Annotated in this window: 12 protein-coding genes and 4 pseudogenes; all 16 read right to left on the bottom strand. The window is 39.2% G+C overall.

What is annotated here, in order from left to right:
* Window positions 1–30: 30 nt before the first annotated feature.
* The 16 genes and pseudogenes from JCM21531_RS00850 to JCM21531_RS00790 all read right to left on the bottom strand — a co-directional run bounded on the left by JCM21531_RS00850 (window position 31) and on the right by JCM21531_RS00790 (window position 16528).
* Window positions 31–462, bottom strand: a complete 432-nt coding sequence (locus tag JCM21531_RS00850; RefSeq protein WP_038286689.1) for an ACT domain-containing protein — start codon at window positions 460–462, stop codon at window positions 31–33.
* Between the two features lie 45 nt (window positions 463–507).
* Window positions 508–1807: pseudogene (locus JCM21531_RS00845) on the bottom strand (phenylacetate--CoA ligase family protein).
* 96 nt (window positions 1808–1903) lie between these two features.
* Entirely contained in the window at window positions 1904–2479 is a 576-nt protein-coding gene (locus JCM21531_RS00840) for an indolepyruvate oxidoreductase subunit beta (protein WP_038286687.1), read from the bottom strand.
* A 2-nt stretch (window positions 2480–2481) separates the two neighbouring features.
* Window positions 2482–4218, bottom strand: a complete 1737-nt coding sequence (gene iorA, locus JCM21531_RS00835) for an indolepyruvate ferredoxin oxidoreductase subunit alpha (RefSeq protein WP_038286685.1) — start codon at window positions 4216–4218, stop codon at window positions 2482–2484.
* A 227-nt stretch (window positions 4219–4445) separates the two neighbouring features.
* Window positions 4446–5957, bottom strand: coding sequence for a sodium:solute symporter family transporter (locus JCM21531_RS00830; RefSeq protein ID WP_038286683.1), 1512 nt, complete (start codon window positions 5955–5957; stop codon window positions 4446–4448).
* A gap of 144 nt (window positions 5958–6101) precedes the next feature.
* Window positions 6102–7726: pseudogene (locus tag JCM21531_RS00825) on the bottom strand (MBL fold metallo-hydrolase RNA specificity domain-containing protein).
* 113 nt (window positions 7727–7839) lie between these two features.
* Window positions 7840–8905, bottom strand: a pseudogene (gene hisC, locus JCM21531_RS00820) (histidinol-phosphate transaminase).
* A gap of 219 nt (window positions 8906–9124) precedes the next feature.
* A complete protein-coding gene (locus tag JCM21531_RS00815) occupies window positions 9125–10108 on the bottom strand; it encodes a M42 family metallopeptidase (protein ID WP_038286679.1) in 984 nt (327 codons plus the stop codon).
* 46 nt (window positions 10109–10154) lie between these two features.
* Window positions 10155–11192 carry a M42 family metallopeptidase gene (locus JCM21531_RS00810; RefSeq protein WP_038286676.1) on the bottom strand — a complete coding sequence of 346 codons (1038 nt, stop codon included), beginning with the start codon at window positions 11190–11192 and terminating at the stop codon, window positions 10155–10157.
* The gene (locus tag JCM21531_RS00805; protein ID WP_038286675.1) at window positions 11186–12232 is read right to left on the bottom strand and encodes a M42 family metallopeptidase; all 1047 of its coding nucleotides are present in this window, start codon (window positions 12230–12232) and stop codon (window positions 11186–11188) included. The genes JCM21531_RS00810 and JCM21531_RS00805 overlap by 7 nt, the downstream gene beginning before the upstream one ends.
* A 127-nt stretch (window positions 12233–12359) precedes the next feature.
* A complete protein-coding gene (locus tag JCM21531_RS19785; RefSeq protein WP_243466991.1) occupies window positions 12360–12998 on the bottom strand; it encodes a ComEC/Rec2 family competence protein in 639 nt (212 codons plus the stop codon).
* Window positions 12959–13264 carry a hypothetical protein gene (locus tag JCM21531_RS19780; RefSeq protein WP_243466990.1) on the bottom strand — a complete coding sequence of 102 codons (306 nt, stop codon included), beginning with the start codon at window positions 13262–13264 and terminating at the stop codon, window positions 12959–12961. Before JCM21531_RS19780 ends, JCM21531_RS19785 begins: the two co-directional genes overlap by 40 nt.
* Window positions 13265–13290: 26 nt before the next feature.
* Window positions 13291–14693 (bottom strand): annotated as a pseudogene (locus JCM21531_RS19775) (ComEC/Rec2 family competence protein).
* Between the two features lie 77 nt (window positions 14694–14770).
* Entirely contained in the window at window positions 14771–14965 is a 195-nt protein-coding gene (locus JCM21531_RS23375; protein ID WP_279378943.1) for a C40 family peptidase, read from the bottom strand.
* On the bottom strand, window positions 14937–15923 hold the full coding sequence (locus JCM21531_RS00795; RefSeq protein WP_279378942.1) for a C40 family peptidase: 987 nt from the start codon (window positions 15921–15923) through the stop codon (window positions 14937–14939). The genes JCM21531_RS23375 and JCM21531_RS00795 overlap by 29 nt, the downstream gene beginning before the upstream one ends.
* A gap of 224 nt (window positions 15924–16147) precedes the next feature.
* Complete coding sequence (locus JCM21531_RS00790; RefSeq protein ID WP_243466989.1) at window positions 16148–16528, bottom strand: GNAT family N-acetyltransferase; 381 nt, start codon at window positions 16526–16528, stop codon at window positions 16148–16150.
* Window positions 16529–16532 lie beyond the last annotated feature (4 nt).

Below are 16532 nucleotides of genomic sequence, written 5' to 3'. Positions count from 1 at the left end.
ATCCTTCTTAAGCTTATGGACAAATATAAACTAAAGCTTGTAAACCTTGTCGGAAGACAAAACCTTCACACCGGCCTTTTCAAGCATTTCTACAGCTTTTTCCGGATTATCAAGCCTAAATATAACCAATGCCTCATTTTCTGCTTTTCCGACAAAAGCATACATGTATTCTATATCTATAGATTCTGTTTCTAAAACGCTTAATACTTTTGCAAGTCCACCCGGCTTGTCGGGAACTGAAACAGCAATAACATCGCAACAGCTAACTGTAAAACCGTTATCCTTCAAAGTCTTTTCCGCAGTTTCCGGATCATTTACAATGAGTCTTAAAATTCCAAAATCTGTAGTGTCGGCTATTGACAGAGCGCTGATGTCTACATTACTCTCTGCAAGAACTCTTGTAACCTCTGCAAGTCTGCCGGATTTGTTCTCTAAAAATACGGAAATCTGTTTTACAAGCATGTCTTATCCCTCCATTTTATTTTGGAATAGCTCTTAATATTGAGCTTAGAACTTACGCTTGTCAATAACTCTTTTTGCTTTTCCTTCGCTTCTTTCAATGGTCTTTGGTTCAACAAGCTTTACTGCTGCATTTATTCCAAGGGTCTCCTCTATAGCCTTTCTTATTTTCTTTTCACTATCTTCAATCTTCTTAACCTGATCGGAGAACAACTGCTGGTTCATTTCCACCCATATTTCCAATACATCCAGATTATCTATTCTATCAACTATCAACAGATAATGGGGAGCCGTATCTCCAAACTCAAGGAGGACAGACTCAATCTGTGACGGGAATACGTTCACACCTCTTATTGTAAGCATATCGTCAGTTCTTCCGATACCTTGCTCATTCTGACAGTAGTTCTTCCGCATTCACATTTTTCGTAGTTGAGGGAGGAAATATCCCTTGTTCTGTATCTCAATAGAGGAATTCCTTCCTTAGTAATGGTTGAGAATACCAACTCACCTTTTGAGCCTGGAGGGAGAACTTCTTCAGTCACCGGGTCAATAATTTCAGGAATAAAATGGTCCTCCTGTACGTGAAGTCCGCACTTGCAGCAACACTCGGTGGAAACACCAGGTCCAATTATTTCACTTAATCCATAAATATCTATAGCAGTTATTCCCAGTCTTTCTTCAATCTCTTTCCTCATATTTTCAGACCATTGCTCTGCTCCAAAAACACCTGCTTTGAGCTTCAAATCTTCTTTCTTTATGCCGAGCTCTTCCATTTCTTCTGCCATATACAAAGCATATGAAGGGTACATGCCAAAAGAGTAGTACCAAAATCCTTCATTATCTGAATCTGTCTTTTTGTGTTACCGCCGGAAATAGGTATAACCGATGCTCCAATTCTTTCAGCACCGTAGTGTATTCCCAATCCTCCCGTAAAAAGTCCATAGCCGTAGGCAACCTGAATAAGAGAGTTTTTATCAGCACCGGCAGAAACCAAAGTTCTTGCCGTAACCTCCGACCAGGTATCAATGTCTTTTCTTGTGTAACCGACTACGGTTTGCTTTCCTGTTGTACCGGAAGAAGCATGTATTCTTACAATTTCACTTAACGGAGCAGCAAACATTCCATAAGGATATGTATCTCTCAAATCGTCTTTGTACGTAAAAGGAAGCTTCTTTAAATCATCCAGCGTTTTGATATCCCCAGGTTCAATACCCTTTTTTTGCATCTTTTCTCTATATGCCGGAACATTATGATATATTCTCTTTACAGTTTCAATCAGCCTTTCAGTTTGAAGCTTCACCATCTCTTCTCTTGACATACATTCACACGAAGGATTCCAGTACTGCATATAACTACCCCCTATACACTTTATGAATTTTATAGTAAATACCTTGGGAACTAAGCCCATCGGTTTTATTTACATGACTTAGTGTTTGCGTTTATATTAACCTCTGCTATAGCCTTCTTCAAAAGCCTTAAGGTTTACATCAAGCGCCTTTTGAGGAACTACTTCCTTAAGCGACTCAATCCATACTTCCTTATCAATACCCATTGTCTTTGCCAAAAGCCCAATCAAAACAGTATTTACTGCCTTTATGTTTTTACATTCCCTGGCTATTTTAAGGGCATCTAAGGAAATAACGTTTTTATAGTTTTCCCTAAGTACTTCCATTATGTTTTCCGGATATTTTTCTTTTCCTATGATAACTGGCATAGGGTTAATTCTTTGCTCGTTGACCAAAAGCTTTCCATCATCTTTTAAATACTCTGCCCATCTTAAAGCCTCAAGCATTTCAAAGGCAATAATTATATCCGCCTCACCCTTTTCAATTATGGGAGAGTAAACCTTGTCGCCTATCTTTACATAAGTTACGACACTTCCACCACGCTGTGACATTCCATGCACTTCAGAAACTTTAACGTCACAATTTTGCTTCAGCGCAACATTGCCTATGATTCTGCTTGCAAGCAATGTCCCCTGTCCGCCTACTCCTACTATCATTATATTATATTTGCTCATTATCACTCACCAGCCTTTTCAATCGCATCAAAGTTACATACTTTTGAACATAATCCGCAGCCCACACATAAAGCATCATTTATTTCTATATAGTCCCCCATGTCAACGATAGCAGGACATCCTATTTTCATACACATCTTGCATTTTTTACACTTTTCAATGACTATTCTGTGAGGACCTTCAAATTTCACATGTTTTAATAGAGCACACGGTCTCTGGGAAATCACAACCGAAGGTTCATCAGCCTCAATCTCTTCCTTTAAGGTCTTTTCAAACTCTTTTAGGTTAAAGGGATCAACAACCTTGACTCTGTCAACTCCGACAGCATTGCAGAGCTTTACAAGATCCACCTGTCTTGTGGGCTCTCCTTTTATTGTAAAACCGGTTGTAGGATTATGCTGATGACCTGTCATACCGGTAATGGAGTTGTCAAGTATTATTACTGTAGAATTTCCTTTGTTATAAACCACGTCAACAAGCCCGGTTATTCCCGAATGCACAAATGTGGAATCTCCAAGTATTGCAACAGTTTTTTTGCCAAACTCCTTGCCCCTCGATTTCTCCATACCGTGAGCTGCACCAATACTTGCACCCATGCAGACACAGGTATCCATTGACTGGGTTGGCGGCAATGCTCCCAATGTGTAACATCCGATATCTCCGCTAACTGTAAGCTTTAGCTTGTTGAGAACATAAAACATTCCCCTGTGCGGACATCCGGGGCACATTACAGGAGGTCTTACCGGTGTGCCGATTCCCTCAATCTTCTTTCCTCCGCTTTGCTTTCCAAATACCTTTTCTCTGATAAGGTTGGCGCTGTATTCGCCCATAACAGGCAATACATCCTTGCCTATAACCTTAATGCCCAATTTCTTTATATGGTCTTCAAAAAACGGCTCCAATTCTTCTATAACATATAATACTTTTACTTTCTCAGAAAACTCTTTGATTAATTTGTCCGGAAGTGGATAAATCATTCCAAGCTTGAGATATGAAACATCGCCGAAGGCTTCTCTTGCATACTGATAAGCAATCCCGCTGGTTATAACACCAATATCCGTGGTTCCCCATTCAATCCTGTTTAAAGGAGTCGTATTGGAGAACTGGGCCAAAGCTGCCATTCTATTTTCTACCGCAACATGTCTTTTGCGTGCCATTGCCGGCATCATAACATACTTATCAGGATCCTTTTTATATTCCTTAAGCGCTATTTCCTCCCTTTCCCCGACTTCGACAATACTCTGGGAATGGGATATCCTTGTTGAAAGTCTCAAAATAACAGGAGTATCAAACTTTTCGCTAATTTCAAAGGCTGCCTTTACATATTCTTTACACTCACTACTATCGGAAGGCTCAACCATAGGTACTTTTGAAGCTTTTGCATACATTCTGCTGTCCTGCTCATTTTGTGAGCTATGCATACCCGGATCGTCCGCAACCATGATAACAAGTCCTGCATTGACTCCGGTATAAGATGCAGTGAACAAAGGATCGGCTGCCACATTAAGCCCGACATGTTTCATTGAGCAAATGGCTCTTCCGCCGGCAATCGCTGAACCTATTGCTACTTCAAGAGCAACTTTTTCATTCGGTGACCACTCACAATACACTTCGTCGTATTTTGCTATATTTTCTGTTATTTCGGTACTTGGAGTACCGGGATAAGCAGTTGCAACCCTAACTCCTGCCTCATACGCTCCTCTGGCTACTGCTTCGTTTCCGAGCATTAGTTTTTTCATCAACAATCCCCCATCTAATTATAAATATAGAATAATATTATTTCTATCTTATCACATAATCCAAGCATATTAAACCCTTATATTATTATCTTTTATTAACTTATTATTGTCAATTATTAATTGCTAATAGCTTGATTGTATTACGCTTCGAACTATGATAAAAAGCAAAACAGCCGAAAAATACACTCCGGCTGTCTTATCAACACAAATTGGAATTTTAATTATTGTTAGGAGGCCAGTTTCTGCTTATTGTCCTCTTCACCGTATATCATATTAATATGTGTACTGGGAAGCTTTGCCGTAAAGAAACTTACCACAGGTACGACTATCAAAGATACGAGCATTGCTATAGCTCCCACATTTGGCGCATTCTTTAAACCAAAAATCATTGCGCCACCTACGGAACATAAGAATCCAACTATCATACCTGACCATGCTCCAACCTTGGTTGTACCCTTCCAGTACAGGCCATACAAAAACGGAGCAAGGAATGAACCAGCAACAGTTCCCCAGGATAATGACATAAGGGTCAAAATAGAGCTGGGTCTTACAGCAACAATGAAGGAAAAGGCTACAAACAATGCACAAAGCACTCTCATAAGAACCATAACCTTTTCACTCTTCATTTTCGGGAAAAATACTCCCTTTACAAGGTCCATAGAAATTGCCGAGCTTGATACAAGTACCAGTGAAGAAAGAGTTGACATCGAAGCCGAAAGCACAAGAATAATCACTATACCCATCAAATAATCCGGTAATGCCTTTTCAAGCATTGTAGGTACGATTCTGTCAAGATCTCCGCCTATTTCATCCAGTGAAACAAAAAGCCTTCCGAAAACACCTATAAAATAAGCTCCACCGGATATCAATGTTGCAAAAATTGTCGAAACAATAGTAGCTTTCTTTATGGAATCATCGTCTTTTACCGCATAAAACTTGTGAATCATCTGAGGTAATCCCCATGTACCAAGGCTTGTAAGTATGATCAATGAAAGTAGGCTTAAAGGCTGAGGTCCAAAAGGCTTAACCAGTCCATCACCCACGTCCGGAATTTGTGAAAGCCTTGACAATCCTTCGGTAATTCCTCCAACATTCTGGTGGTTTACGACAAAAGCCACCATTAGAATAATTCCAACTATCATTATAATACCCTGAATCAAGTCATTAATGGCAGTAGCCACATATCCTCCAAGCAAAAGATATATTCCCGTTAATGCAGCCATTATCAGCATAATTGCCTCAAAAGAAATCGTAATTCCAAGAGTTGCTGCTAAAGGCTCTGCAATTGTTTTTTCAATTAAATAGCTCAATCCCTGGTAAACCGATGCCGAATAAGGAACAAGAAATACGAAAATAATGATTGATGCAACTATTTTTAGACCCTTGCTGTCATATCTTTTTTCAAAAAACTCGGGCATTGTCGAAACGTTCAAATCATGAGTCATTTTACGAGTCCTCTTAGCAAGGACAAGCCACGAGAGAAGGCAACCTAAAATTGCATTGGCGACTCCGATCCATACTGCGGAAATCCCAAAGTTCCATCCGTTTTTGCCTGCATAACCTATAAAAATAACTGCCGAAAAATATGTCGTACCATAGGCAAAAGCAGAAATCCACGGTCCCATTGTCCTTCCGCCCAATAAAAAGTCCTGTGCGTTATTTACTTTCTTTTTGCTGTAAATTCCGACACCGATCATAATGGCAACAAAAATACCAAAAAATAAGAATTTCATTAACATAATCCTACCATCCTCCAAAAATTAAATTTCAATACCTGCCATGCTACCAGTGATTCATCTTTATTTTACAACAAAGGTCAAAAAATAAAGAAGGATTTTGAACTTCTTTATTTTTAATATAACATATTAATATTTTCACATTTATTATTTTAACGCCTCTAAAATCGACTTTTCTATATTCTTTAGTTTTACCAACAACTCATCAATCTCAAGATCCGTCTTCTCCTGCTTTAAGTCTGATTTTAATATGTATGACAGTTCATCCACCTCTTCTTTAATGCTCTCAAGCTTCTCAACCACTTGAAGCCTCTTGAATGAATTGTCGGGTCTTACTTTTTCGTCCGTTTCAATTACATTGCGGGCATTTATTATAAAGCTTTCTCCTCTGGAAGGTATGATAGTTTCAATATTGAATCTTCTGTTAATTTCTTCTGAAAACTCGACCATCGAATCTTCTTCGCCATGCACTATAAAAATCTTTTTTGGCTTTCTGTTAAATTTTCCAATCCAATTTAAAAGCCTTCCTTGTCCGCATGACCTGAAAAGCCTTCAATCATCTCAATCCTTGCTTCTACCGAGATTTCTTCACCAAACAGCCTTACTTTCTTCGCACCGTCTAAAAGCCTTCTTCCAAGCGTCCCTTCCGCCTGATATCCCACAAAAATTATTGTACTGTCTTTCCTCCACAGGTTGTGCTTCAAATGATGCTTTATTCTTCCTGCCTCGCACATACCGCTGGCAGAAATGATTATCGAGCTCTCTTTTCTTTCATTCAATGCCTTGGACTCGTCAGCTGTGCGGGTAAATTGAAGTCCCGGAAAGTCCAAAGGATTGTCGCCGTTTTCAATATATTCCCTAGCTTCCTCGTCATAGCAGTCCAGATTGTTTCTAAACACCTCTGTTGCCGATATGGCCATAGGACTGTCGATATAAACCGGAGTAGCAAACAGCATTTTTAATTTTTCATCACATACTTCTTTCTTTTTATTCAGTTCATATATGAGTTCCTGCGTTCTTCCCACTGCAAAAGAAGGTATTATGACATTTCCGCCCTGCTCAATTGTAGCATTTATCAAGTCCAAAAAATGCTCCGCTTTGTTTACACGCTCTTTGTGAAGCCTGTTGCCGTAAGTTGATTCAATTACAAGATAATCCGCACTCTCTATTATCGAAGGGTCCTTCAATATCGGCATATCCCTGTTTCCCAAATCGCCGGAAAATACGATTTTTGTCTCTTCACCTCGTTCGGTAATCCACATTTCAATGATGGCCGAACCCAAAATATGCCCTGCATCTTTAAATCTTACCCTTATTTCGTCATTTATTTTCACTACTTCATCATAAGAAACCTTTCTGAAGAGTTTCAAACAATCCACTGCATCCTGATATGTATACAAAGGCTCAACCGGAGGCTTACCTGCACGAATTCTCTTTCTGTTGGTCCATTCGTTTTCAAATTCCTGAATATGACCACTGTCAGGGAGCATAATGGCACAAAGCTCTACCGTCGGCTTTGTAGCAATTACCTCACCCTCAAAGCCTTTGATATAAAGCCTCGGAATCCTTCCGCTATGGTCTATATGCGCATGGGTAAGAAAAATATAATCAAGTTCTTCTACATTAAAAGGAAAATCTTCTTCATTTAAGGCATTGTTCTTGGAGTATCCCTGAAACATACCGCAATCGACAAGAAATTTGGAAGACGCTGTCTCCACAAAGAAACATGAGCCGGTAACTGTTTTTGCAGCCCCCAAAAAGGTTATCTTCATTTCGCACCTCACAAATTCTTTGTTATTTTTTCTATACTGAATTTATTCTACACAGGAGCATTTTTTACCTTTAAAAAAATGAAGTTTTTCAATTTTTCTTTCCTGCCATGGACCTAATTCAGCGATTCGATTATCTCCTTTGTTTTCCTGCAAAAGATATCCATTTCTTCATCAGAGCCTATGCTGACGCGAAGGTAATTGTCAATTCTCGGGCTGCTAAAATGCCGAACCAGTATATTATTTTCTCTATATTTTTCAAACAAGAGCTTAGCGTTTATCTTCGGGTGGCTTACAAAAATAAAGTTGGCCTTTGATTCAATCACTTTAAAGCCCATAGAAGACAGTTCCTTTGAAACCCACTCCCTAGTATTTATTATTTTATCTCTGATTTCGCAAAAATACCCATGATCCTTTATCGCTTCTTTGGCACCAATCAGTGCCAATCTGTCCAAGGTATAAGAGTTTATAGAATTCTTTACACGATCCAAACCCTCTATCAACTGTTCGCTGCCTAAAGCAAAACCCACACGAAGACCTGCCAAGGCCCTGGATTTTGATAATGTTTGAATAACCAGAATATTCTCAAATTCTTTTATCAATTCGACAGATGAACGGGCTCCAAAATCAACATATGCTTCGTCAATAATAACAACTTTATCGGCATTCTTTTCAAGAATTCTTCTTATGCTTTCAATAGAAAGAGCTTTTCCTGTGGGAGCATTCGGGTTTGCCAATATTATCCCGTCATTTTCGGTAAAAACTCCTCTACCGGTACGTTAAATTCATCATCCAAGGAAATTAACCTATAATTTACGGAAAACATCGAGGAATATACTTCATAAAAACTATAAGTTATATCCGGAAAAATAATGGTGTCTCCCGGGTTGAAAAAAGCCATAAACGAAAAGGCCAAAAGCTCATCCGAACCGTTGCCTACAAATACTTGCGACGCTTTAAGCCCGTAATACTCCGCCAAGGTATTCCGTAGACTTTCGCATGTGGGGTCCGGGTATAACCTCAGGCTTTCATTTGCCTCCATTGAAATGGCCTTTAGAACTTTTTCCGAGGGCGGATACGGATTCTCATTGGTGTTTAATTTTATGTATTTTTTGTCCTTTGGCTGCTCACCAGGAACATAAGGCTTATTTTTCTGACAATATTACTCCAATACTTGCTCATAAACATAAACTCCTTAAAACAGTTTTATCGGTTTTCTTAAATATCAACTCTGTATAAAATAATATAAACTTCTTTAATTCAAAATTTTACATAATAAACCAGTGAGTAAATTTACACTTTCAGTATTATATCACAGGTTACCATTATATTAATATCCTTTAATTGAAAATATTCCTCATTAAAAGGCCTCCTGCTCTAAAGTCAGGAGGTCATTTTTTATCAATACCGGCAGATGGCCTCAACCAATAGCCTGACAGCATTATTAATATCCGACATATTGGCGGTCTCTACAGGGCTGTGAACATACCTTACCGGTATGGATATGGCTCCCGAAGGTATTCCACCTGCAGTCAAGTGTATTGAACCGGGATCGCTTCCCCCTGCCTCAAGTATCTCAAGCTGATAGGGAATTTTAATCCTCTTTGCGGATTCCTCCAGTAGCCTTCTTACCTCAGGATGGCAAAGGACAGAGCGGTCCTTTATTTTAATTGCAGGTCCGCCGCCGCACCTAACCTCCATAGGATGCGATTCGGGAGTATCTCCTGTCATTGTAACGTCTACAGCTATGGCTATATCCGGCTTTATACCGAAAGCTGCGGTTCTCGCTCCTCTTAATCCAACCTCTTCCTGAACTGTGAATACAAAGTATATTTCATTATCCGTCTCTTTCAGATCCTTTATCGCCTTTACCACAACCGCACAGCCGCTTCTGTCATCCAGCGCCTTCGATATTACGATATCCCCCTGCTGCACCGCATCCCCCACAAAACAGGCAACATCTCCGATATTTACCATCTTTTTGGCCTCTTCTTTGCTTTTTGCCCCAATATCTATATACATTTTGGAAAGCTGCAGATTCTTCATATCGTCAAGCTTTTCCTCGTAGTAAACAGCGCCGACAACTCCGTTTTTAAACTTTACCCTCTGACCTATGGAGTCATAACGGCTGACTCCTCCTATGGCCGAAAACCTCAAAAAGCCTTTGTCGTCTATATATGTAACCATTATGCCAATCTCATCCATATGAGCTGCCACCATGATTTTTTTACCTTTGCCCTTTTTGACGGCAATGAGGTTTCCTAGGGTATCAACTTTTATTTCATCAACACAGTCTTTAATTTCCTCTATTATAGCTTCCCTTATTTCTTCTTCATTTCCGGATACTCCAACGATTCCTGTAAGTTTTTTCAGCAAGTCAAACATATACTATTCCTCCGTTTTCTATGATTAACATATTTGGGCCAATACTTTATGCTTTAAAGCTTTCAATCAAATTCTCGTTGCTGCCCATCTCATCCAACACAGCTTTTACAAGCTTTAAGCAGCTTTCATAATCCCTTCGGTTCATGACCGATACCGGGGAATGTATATACCTACAGGGAACAGATACCGATGCTACCACAACTCCTTCTCTAGTCAATTGTATCTTGCCTGCATCATTTCCGCCGGTAGTGGTTTGTTTGTACTGAACCGGTATGTTTTTATCTATTGCCGTCTTGTACATGAATTCAACCAGCCTTTTGTTGGGATAGGAAGTCCTGTCCATTACGGTTAGTGCCGCTCCCTGCCCCATCACCGTTGAATACTCATGCTCGCGGGCCCCCGGTACATCGGAGCAGGTAGTTCCCTCCACAACAATTGCAATATCAGGATTTACTCTAAACGCAGCAATACCTGCGCCTCTTAAGCCTATTTCCTCCTGAACGGTAAAGCAGACATACAAATCAAACCGATATGTCTCCTTTAATATTTCAAGGAGTATTGCACAACCGATACGGTCATCTAAAGCTTTTGCCTTTATACATCCATCTCCAAACTCCGTATACGGGCTATGAAAGGCTATGTATTCTCCAAGGGGAGCAAGTTTTTCAGCTTCCTCCTTTTTTTCGGCACCTATATCTATATACATATTTTTTTGCTTTATATTATTGCCCCTTTCAATCTTCTCCTGAAGATGAATAGGTTTGGAACCTATAACACCGGGAATTCGTTTGTCCCCTACCAGTACCCGCTTTCCGGGAAGTATTCTTTCATCTATTCCGCCAATGCTTGCAAATTTGAGCAAGCCATCTTCATATCCCGTTACCATAAATCCAACCTCATCCATGTGGGCGGACAACATTACACGGTACTTTGAAGACATGCCTTTTTTATAGCAAATCAGATTTCCCATGGAGTCCTCAGTAATACTATCTGCATACTTTTCTGCCTCTGCTTTTATAAACTTTCTTACCTCATCCTCATTTCCCGATACACCGTTTAACTCTGTCAACTCTTTTATCAGCACAATCCTTCCTCCATTTCGTTACCTGTCGTTGAAATAAACCTGGCAATCAGTCTTCCGGTATTTTTTATATCATCTACGTTTAAAGTCTCAATTACAGTATGCATATACTTTAGAGGAATTGAAACCAAAAGTGTCGGAATTCCTTCTCTTGAAACCTGTACAGCCCACGCCTCAGTACCTGTGTCCCCGGGCTCTACATCTATCTGGTAAGGTATATTCTCTTCCTTTGCAACCTTAATCATCTTTTTTGTATATCTTCTATGAAGATTCGGTCCGACAGCAACAGCCGGTCCCTTACCCAACGGAAATACGGATTCTTTCGGCGTTCCGGGTATCTGCCCGTGGCAAACATCAATCACTATTGCCAAATCCGGATTTATATTATAGGCAGCAATATTGGCTCCCCTAAGACCCACTTCTTCCTGAACGGTTGCCACAAACCATATATCATCATTATGGTTTAACAAAGTCAAGTTTTCCATTATATCCAGCAAAGCAACAACCCCTGCTCTGTTGTCCAAGGATTTCGAGCTAAATCTGTTGTTCTGAAGAACAAAGGGTTCTACCTTAAAGGTTACAATATCGCCTATTGATACATTTTTTCTCACTTCTTCAGCGGGAAGTCCCGTATCTATGGTCAAATCCTCCATCTTAACTGCCTTTTTAATTTCTTCCGGGGTAAGAAGATGCGGAGGTTTTGCACCTATGATACCGTATATCTCTTTTTTCCCGTGAATTATAACTTCTTGAGCCAAAAGGACTTTGCTGTCCACACCCCCAATGTTTGACACAGTGACAAAACCCTTTTCGTCAATACTCTTTACCATCAAACCGATTTCGTCAATATGAGCTGTAACCATAATTCTTCTGCCTTGTTTGCCTTTGCCCTTTTTTATCCCTATAACATTATAGAATTCATCTATTTCCACACTGTCACAGTACTTTTCAAACATCTTTGCAATGTACCCGGAAAGTTTGTCTTCCCGCCCGGATACTCCGGGATATGTACTTAAATCCTTTAATATATTTATATAATCCATGTATTCACCCCGCCAAGTTTTAGAATAATTTTATTAAACCATACTCTATAAATTATAACAAATAAAATGGGATTTATTTATTATTTGAACTGTTAAATTTTATAACACACCGTTATTTTTAAGCAATTCACGGAACAGTTTCCCTAATCCGAATCTTTTCGCCGTAAGTTTTTAATACCAAAGCGCCGGACATGTCGGTTCTCAAAACATAAATATCTCTTATATCCATACGCTCAAGAACCTCTTTTGAAGGATGTCCGAAATTGTTTTTACCCACACTTATAACAGCCACATCGGGATTAACGCTGTCCAAAAATTCTTCTGTTGAAGATGTTAACGAACCGTGGTGTGCCACTTTCAGCACATCTGCCGATAGATCAACCCCATCTTCACAAAGCAATCTCTCAGCCTCCTTTTCAATATCACCCGTAAACAGTATGCTTACATCCTTAAAATTGAGTTTTAAAACCAAAGAGTTGTTGTTTACGTCAGACTCATTGAAATAAGCGCCTTTCTTGGGATGCAAAACCTCAATATATGTCCTTTTGTCAAGAGTTATAACATCGCCCTTTTCGCACTTTTCAACCGGAATTTTTCTCTTTTGGGCAATTTCAAGCGCATCCGAAAATCCCTCATTAATATCAACATCGGGAATTATCAGATTTTCCACCTTGAAGTTTTCAAGCACAGGCAAAAGCCCTTTATAATGGTCGTCATGCCCATGGGTCACAACCACAAGGTCAATTTTTGCCGCACCATAATCCAATAAAACGGGACAACAGAGTTTTCTCCGGCGTTTTCCGGCCCTCCGTCAATCAAAACCGTCTTGCCTCTATATGTTCTGATAAAAGCACCATCTCCCTGTCCAACGTCCAAAAACACCACTTCCATTCCTCTTGGCCAGAAGATACTTAGCGCTATTAACATCACAGTTACAGCTCCAGCCAATGCGCAATACCTGTAGTTCAACTTTGTCTTGTGTTTCGGCCTGTACCAGAATAAAAACAGTATAACAATATAGTATACTATCACAAGGGCTATGGAAGGCGTTGATACCGTTATAACGGAATAAGGCAGCTCTGCCGTCGTTTTGTGACAAAGAGCACAAAACTCAAAAGGGCATTGTTGCAAAAACCAATCAATACAGAAAAAATTATATGTATCTGCCCCAAAAGAGCCATCAAAGAACCCATAATTGTAATAAATTCCACTATTGGCGCAACTATGAGGTTTGATAAAATTGATACCAGAGAAATTTTGTTAAAGTAAAATACCGTTATAGGCAATACCCCTATTTGGGCGGCCAGCGTAGATGCCAGCACATCAGTTATAAATTCCGGAAGAAAGCCGAAACTTAACATGTTTTTTAAATTGGAATAGAACAAAACGAGTGAAATTGTTGCTGCAAAGGACAACTGAAATCCAATGTTAAATAAGCTTCCGGGGTTTAATAAAAGGAGCAAAATTGCAGCAAAAGCTATGCTGGTAAAAATATCTGTCTCCCTTTTTAAAATCTGCCCCACAAGGATAATTATTGCCATTATTACCGCACGTAGTACGGAGGGTTCAAATCCTGTTATGAAAGTAAACATCACCAGGATGCCTATGATTATAATATTGTAGATGTTTTGTCTAAACTTAAGCTTCTTAAAGATAAAGATAAGAGGCAGCATAATAAAAGCAATATTGCTCCCGAAACTGCCATCAAGTGAGTAAGTCCGGAATTACTGAAAGCATCTTCCACTTCCTTAGAAAGACCTTCCCTGTAGCCTATCAACATACCGTTTAATAATCCCGCCTGCTGGGGCGGAAGGCTTTGATTTATAACATTTACTATCCTTTCCCTGATGCCCAGGCCAGCTTTGACAAATATATTGCCTTTAACGCTTTTTTGCGGGTAAATATTTCTATCAACAACAAAAATAGTTGCAGAAACTCCCGAATGGTTCAGGTATTTTCTATAATCAAATCCCCCGGGATTGGTCCTTCCTTTGGGAATGTTTATTTTCCCCGATATTCTAATTTCCCTTCCATACTCAAAAAGCTTCGTATCGTCACTTTTTTGCATGGAAATCAAAATTTTTCCCCGAACTTTCTTTTTCTGGCTCGAATCTCCCTTTAGCCAGATTTCCTCCGTCTTTAATATATATCTAATTGTCGAATCCCTTATCTCCGGCGCCGAATCAATATATCCCCTTATGATAACATTCTTTCCGGCAAACTCTTCGTATTTATAAAGATTTCGGTTGTAGCCATACAAATAATATACCGCACCAACAATGTAAAACAATACAATTCCGCCAATTATAAATTTGCTGTTATCCCTGTCCTTTAATAAAACAAACACAATTATGCTAATAATTGCACAGGACAAAACTGCAAACAAGTAAGAATAAGTTAAATTGGTACAGATAATTCCGGCTATAAGAGATAAACTAAAGCAAACCAGCGGTCTTTTCATTTTGCATTGCACCTTAAAAAGCTCCTTCAAGGAAGGAGCTTTTCCTCAATCTCCTATATAGTTTTTTAGTCAAACCACTAATTCAAAACTCTTCTTCCAGTCATATAGCTGTTGGCATAAAATCCGCTTGAAAGGTCGCTTATAACAACAGCCCTTTTGCTGCTTCCCGATGATGCATGAATAAACATTCCGTCACCTATGTATATGCCCGAATGGTTGATATAATTATGTCCTCCATCGGTATCAAAAAATACAAGGTCTCCTGGCAGCAATTGATCCTTTGAAACCCATGTACTGTTTGGCCTGACTTGCCGCAACTCTTTCAAGATTAATGCCAAAGTTGCTGAACACATATTTTACATATCCGGAGCAATCAAATCCCTGAGAAGGGGAATTTCCTCCATATACATATTTTACTCCTAAGAATTTCTTGGCATATTCAACTATCTGTCCCCTTACATCGGATACATCACTATTCTTAGGAGATGCCTGGGCAGAATCCTCAGCAATTCCTCCCCTTGAAGCAATTGTAGTATTAACATTTACATATGTACTGGAAACCCAACCGGTAGAACCGTTTGCCAGCTTGATTTGATACCAGCCGGACTGTTCGTTTACTATATTTACCTTTGCTCCGTTCGGAAGCTTATCAACAACACTATAAGAAGTACCTGCTCCTTGCCTTACATTTAGAACCGAAGCCTTAACAATTCCTGTTTTTACAACGGTGTTTTCAGCTTTTTCTGCGGATGCAGGCTTTTGATTCGGTTTTTGAATGGTTTCATCAATTACTTGATTGGATGAAGATTTATTGGTGGTAGAGTTATCGTTAGAAGAATTATTTGCGGTAGAATTATTCGTTGAAGAATTATTTGAAGAATTATTATCGGTTAGAGAAGATCCTTTATTCAAGGTTGCAACTATCGTTTCATCCACAACTGCAGGCTTTGGTGTCTCTGTTACTTTAACATAAGAACTGTAAACCCATCCTGTCTTACCGTTATACGAAACTTTATACCATCCGTTTGAAGTCTCTATTATATCCACTTTGCTTCCATTGGGAATCTGGCCTATAACTTTTGTAGAAGTACTGGGATTTTCGCGCACGTTAAGCATACTTGCAGTAGTAACTCCCGTCTTATTCTGCTGGGCAAAAGAAGTGCATGTCCACAAAGAAACCGATAGCGCCGAAGCTGTTATGTACATAAAAACCTTGTTAAACTTTAACATCCTTTATCCTCCGTTTCTTTCTTTCCTACCCCTTTGACAATTTAAATTATTTAAAAATCGTCCCACATAAATTTAACTAAAAGCATACACATGAACACAAATATTATATATTTCTAATTTCCATTTGTCAAATTAACGGTCATAAATCTGCAAACCCAGATGTTTGACTAATGAAAGGCATAGGATGTTATATAATATTTATCGACAATTTCCATATTCAAAATTTATATATCTTTATACATTATTAATATGGTATTGCATTTATTTTTATAACCGTAATCTCTGTTTATCCTCTTTAATGTCTTAAAGCTCTGTCGCTTCCAAAAAAGCATTCCCTTGGTGTTTTCTTCTGCTACCGAAAGATACACTCTTTTTACACTGCAGCTTTCTTTTATGTGCCGGATAAGTAAATTCACAGTTTTACTGCCGTATCCCCTTCTCTGAAAGTCCGGGTCTATTATTATGGAATTAATCCATGCCGATAAATCTCCGTCACAACATAGCTGTCCTTTCAGAACCCCGATCATATCACTTGATGCCCGTATGTATATTCCGGCAAAAAAATCTTTTGAGGAAGCCCGGCTTTCAAAATATCTGTTTAGCATTTCC

The sequence above is a fragment of the Acetivibrio straminisolvens JCM 21531 genome (assembly GCF_000521465.1).
GTDB classification, from domain to species: domain Bacteria; phylum Bacillota; class Clostridia; order Acetivibrionales; family Acetivibrionaceae; genus Hungateiclostridium; species Hungateiclostridium straminisolvens.
The sequence above is the reverse complement of the archived record's forward strand: the minus strand, read 5'-3'. Positions and strand labels throughout refer to the sequence as shown.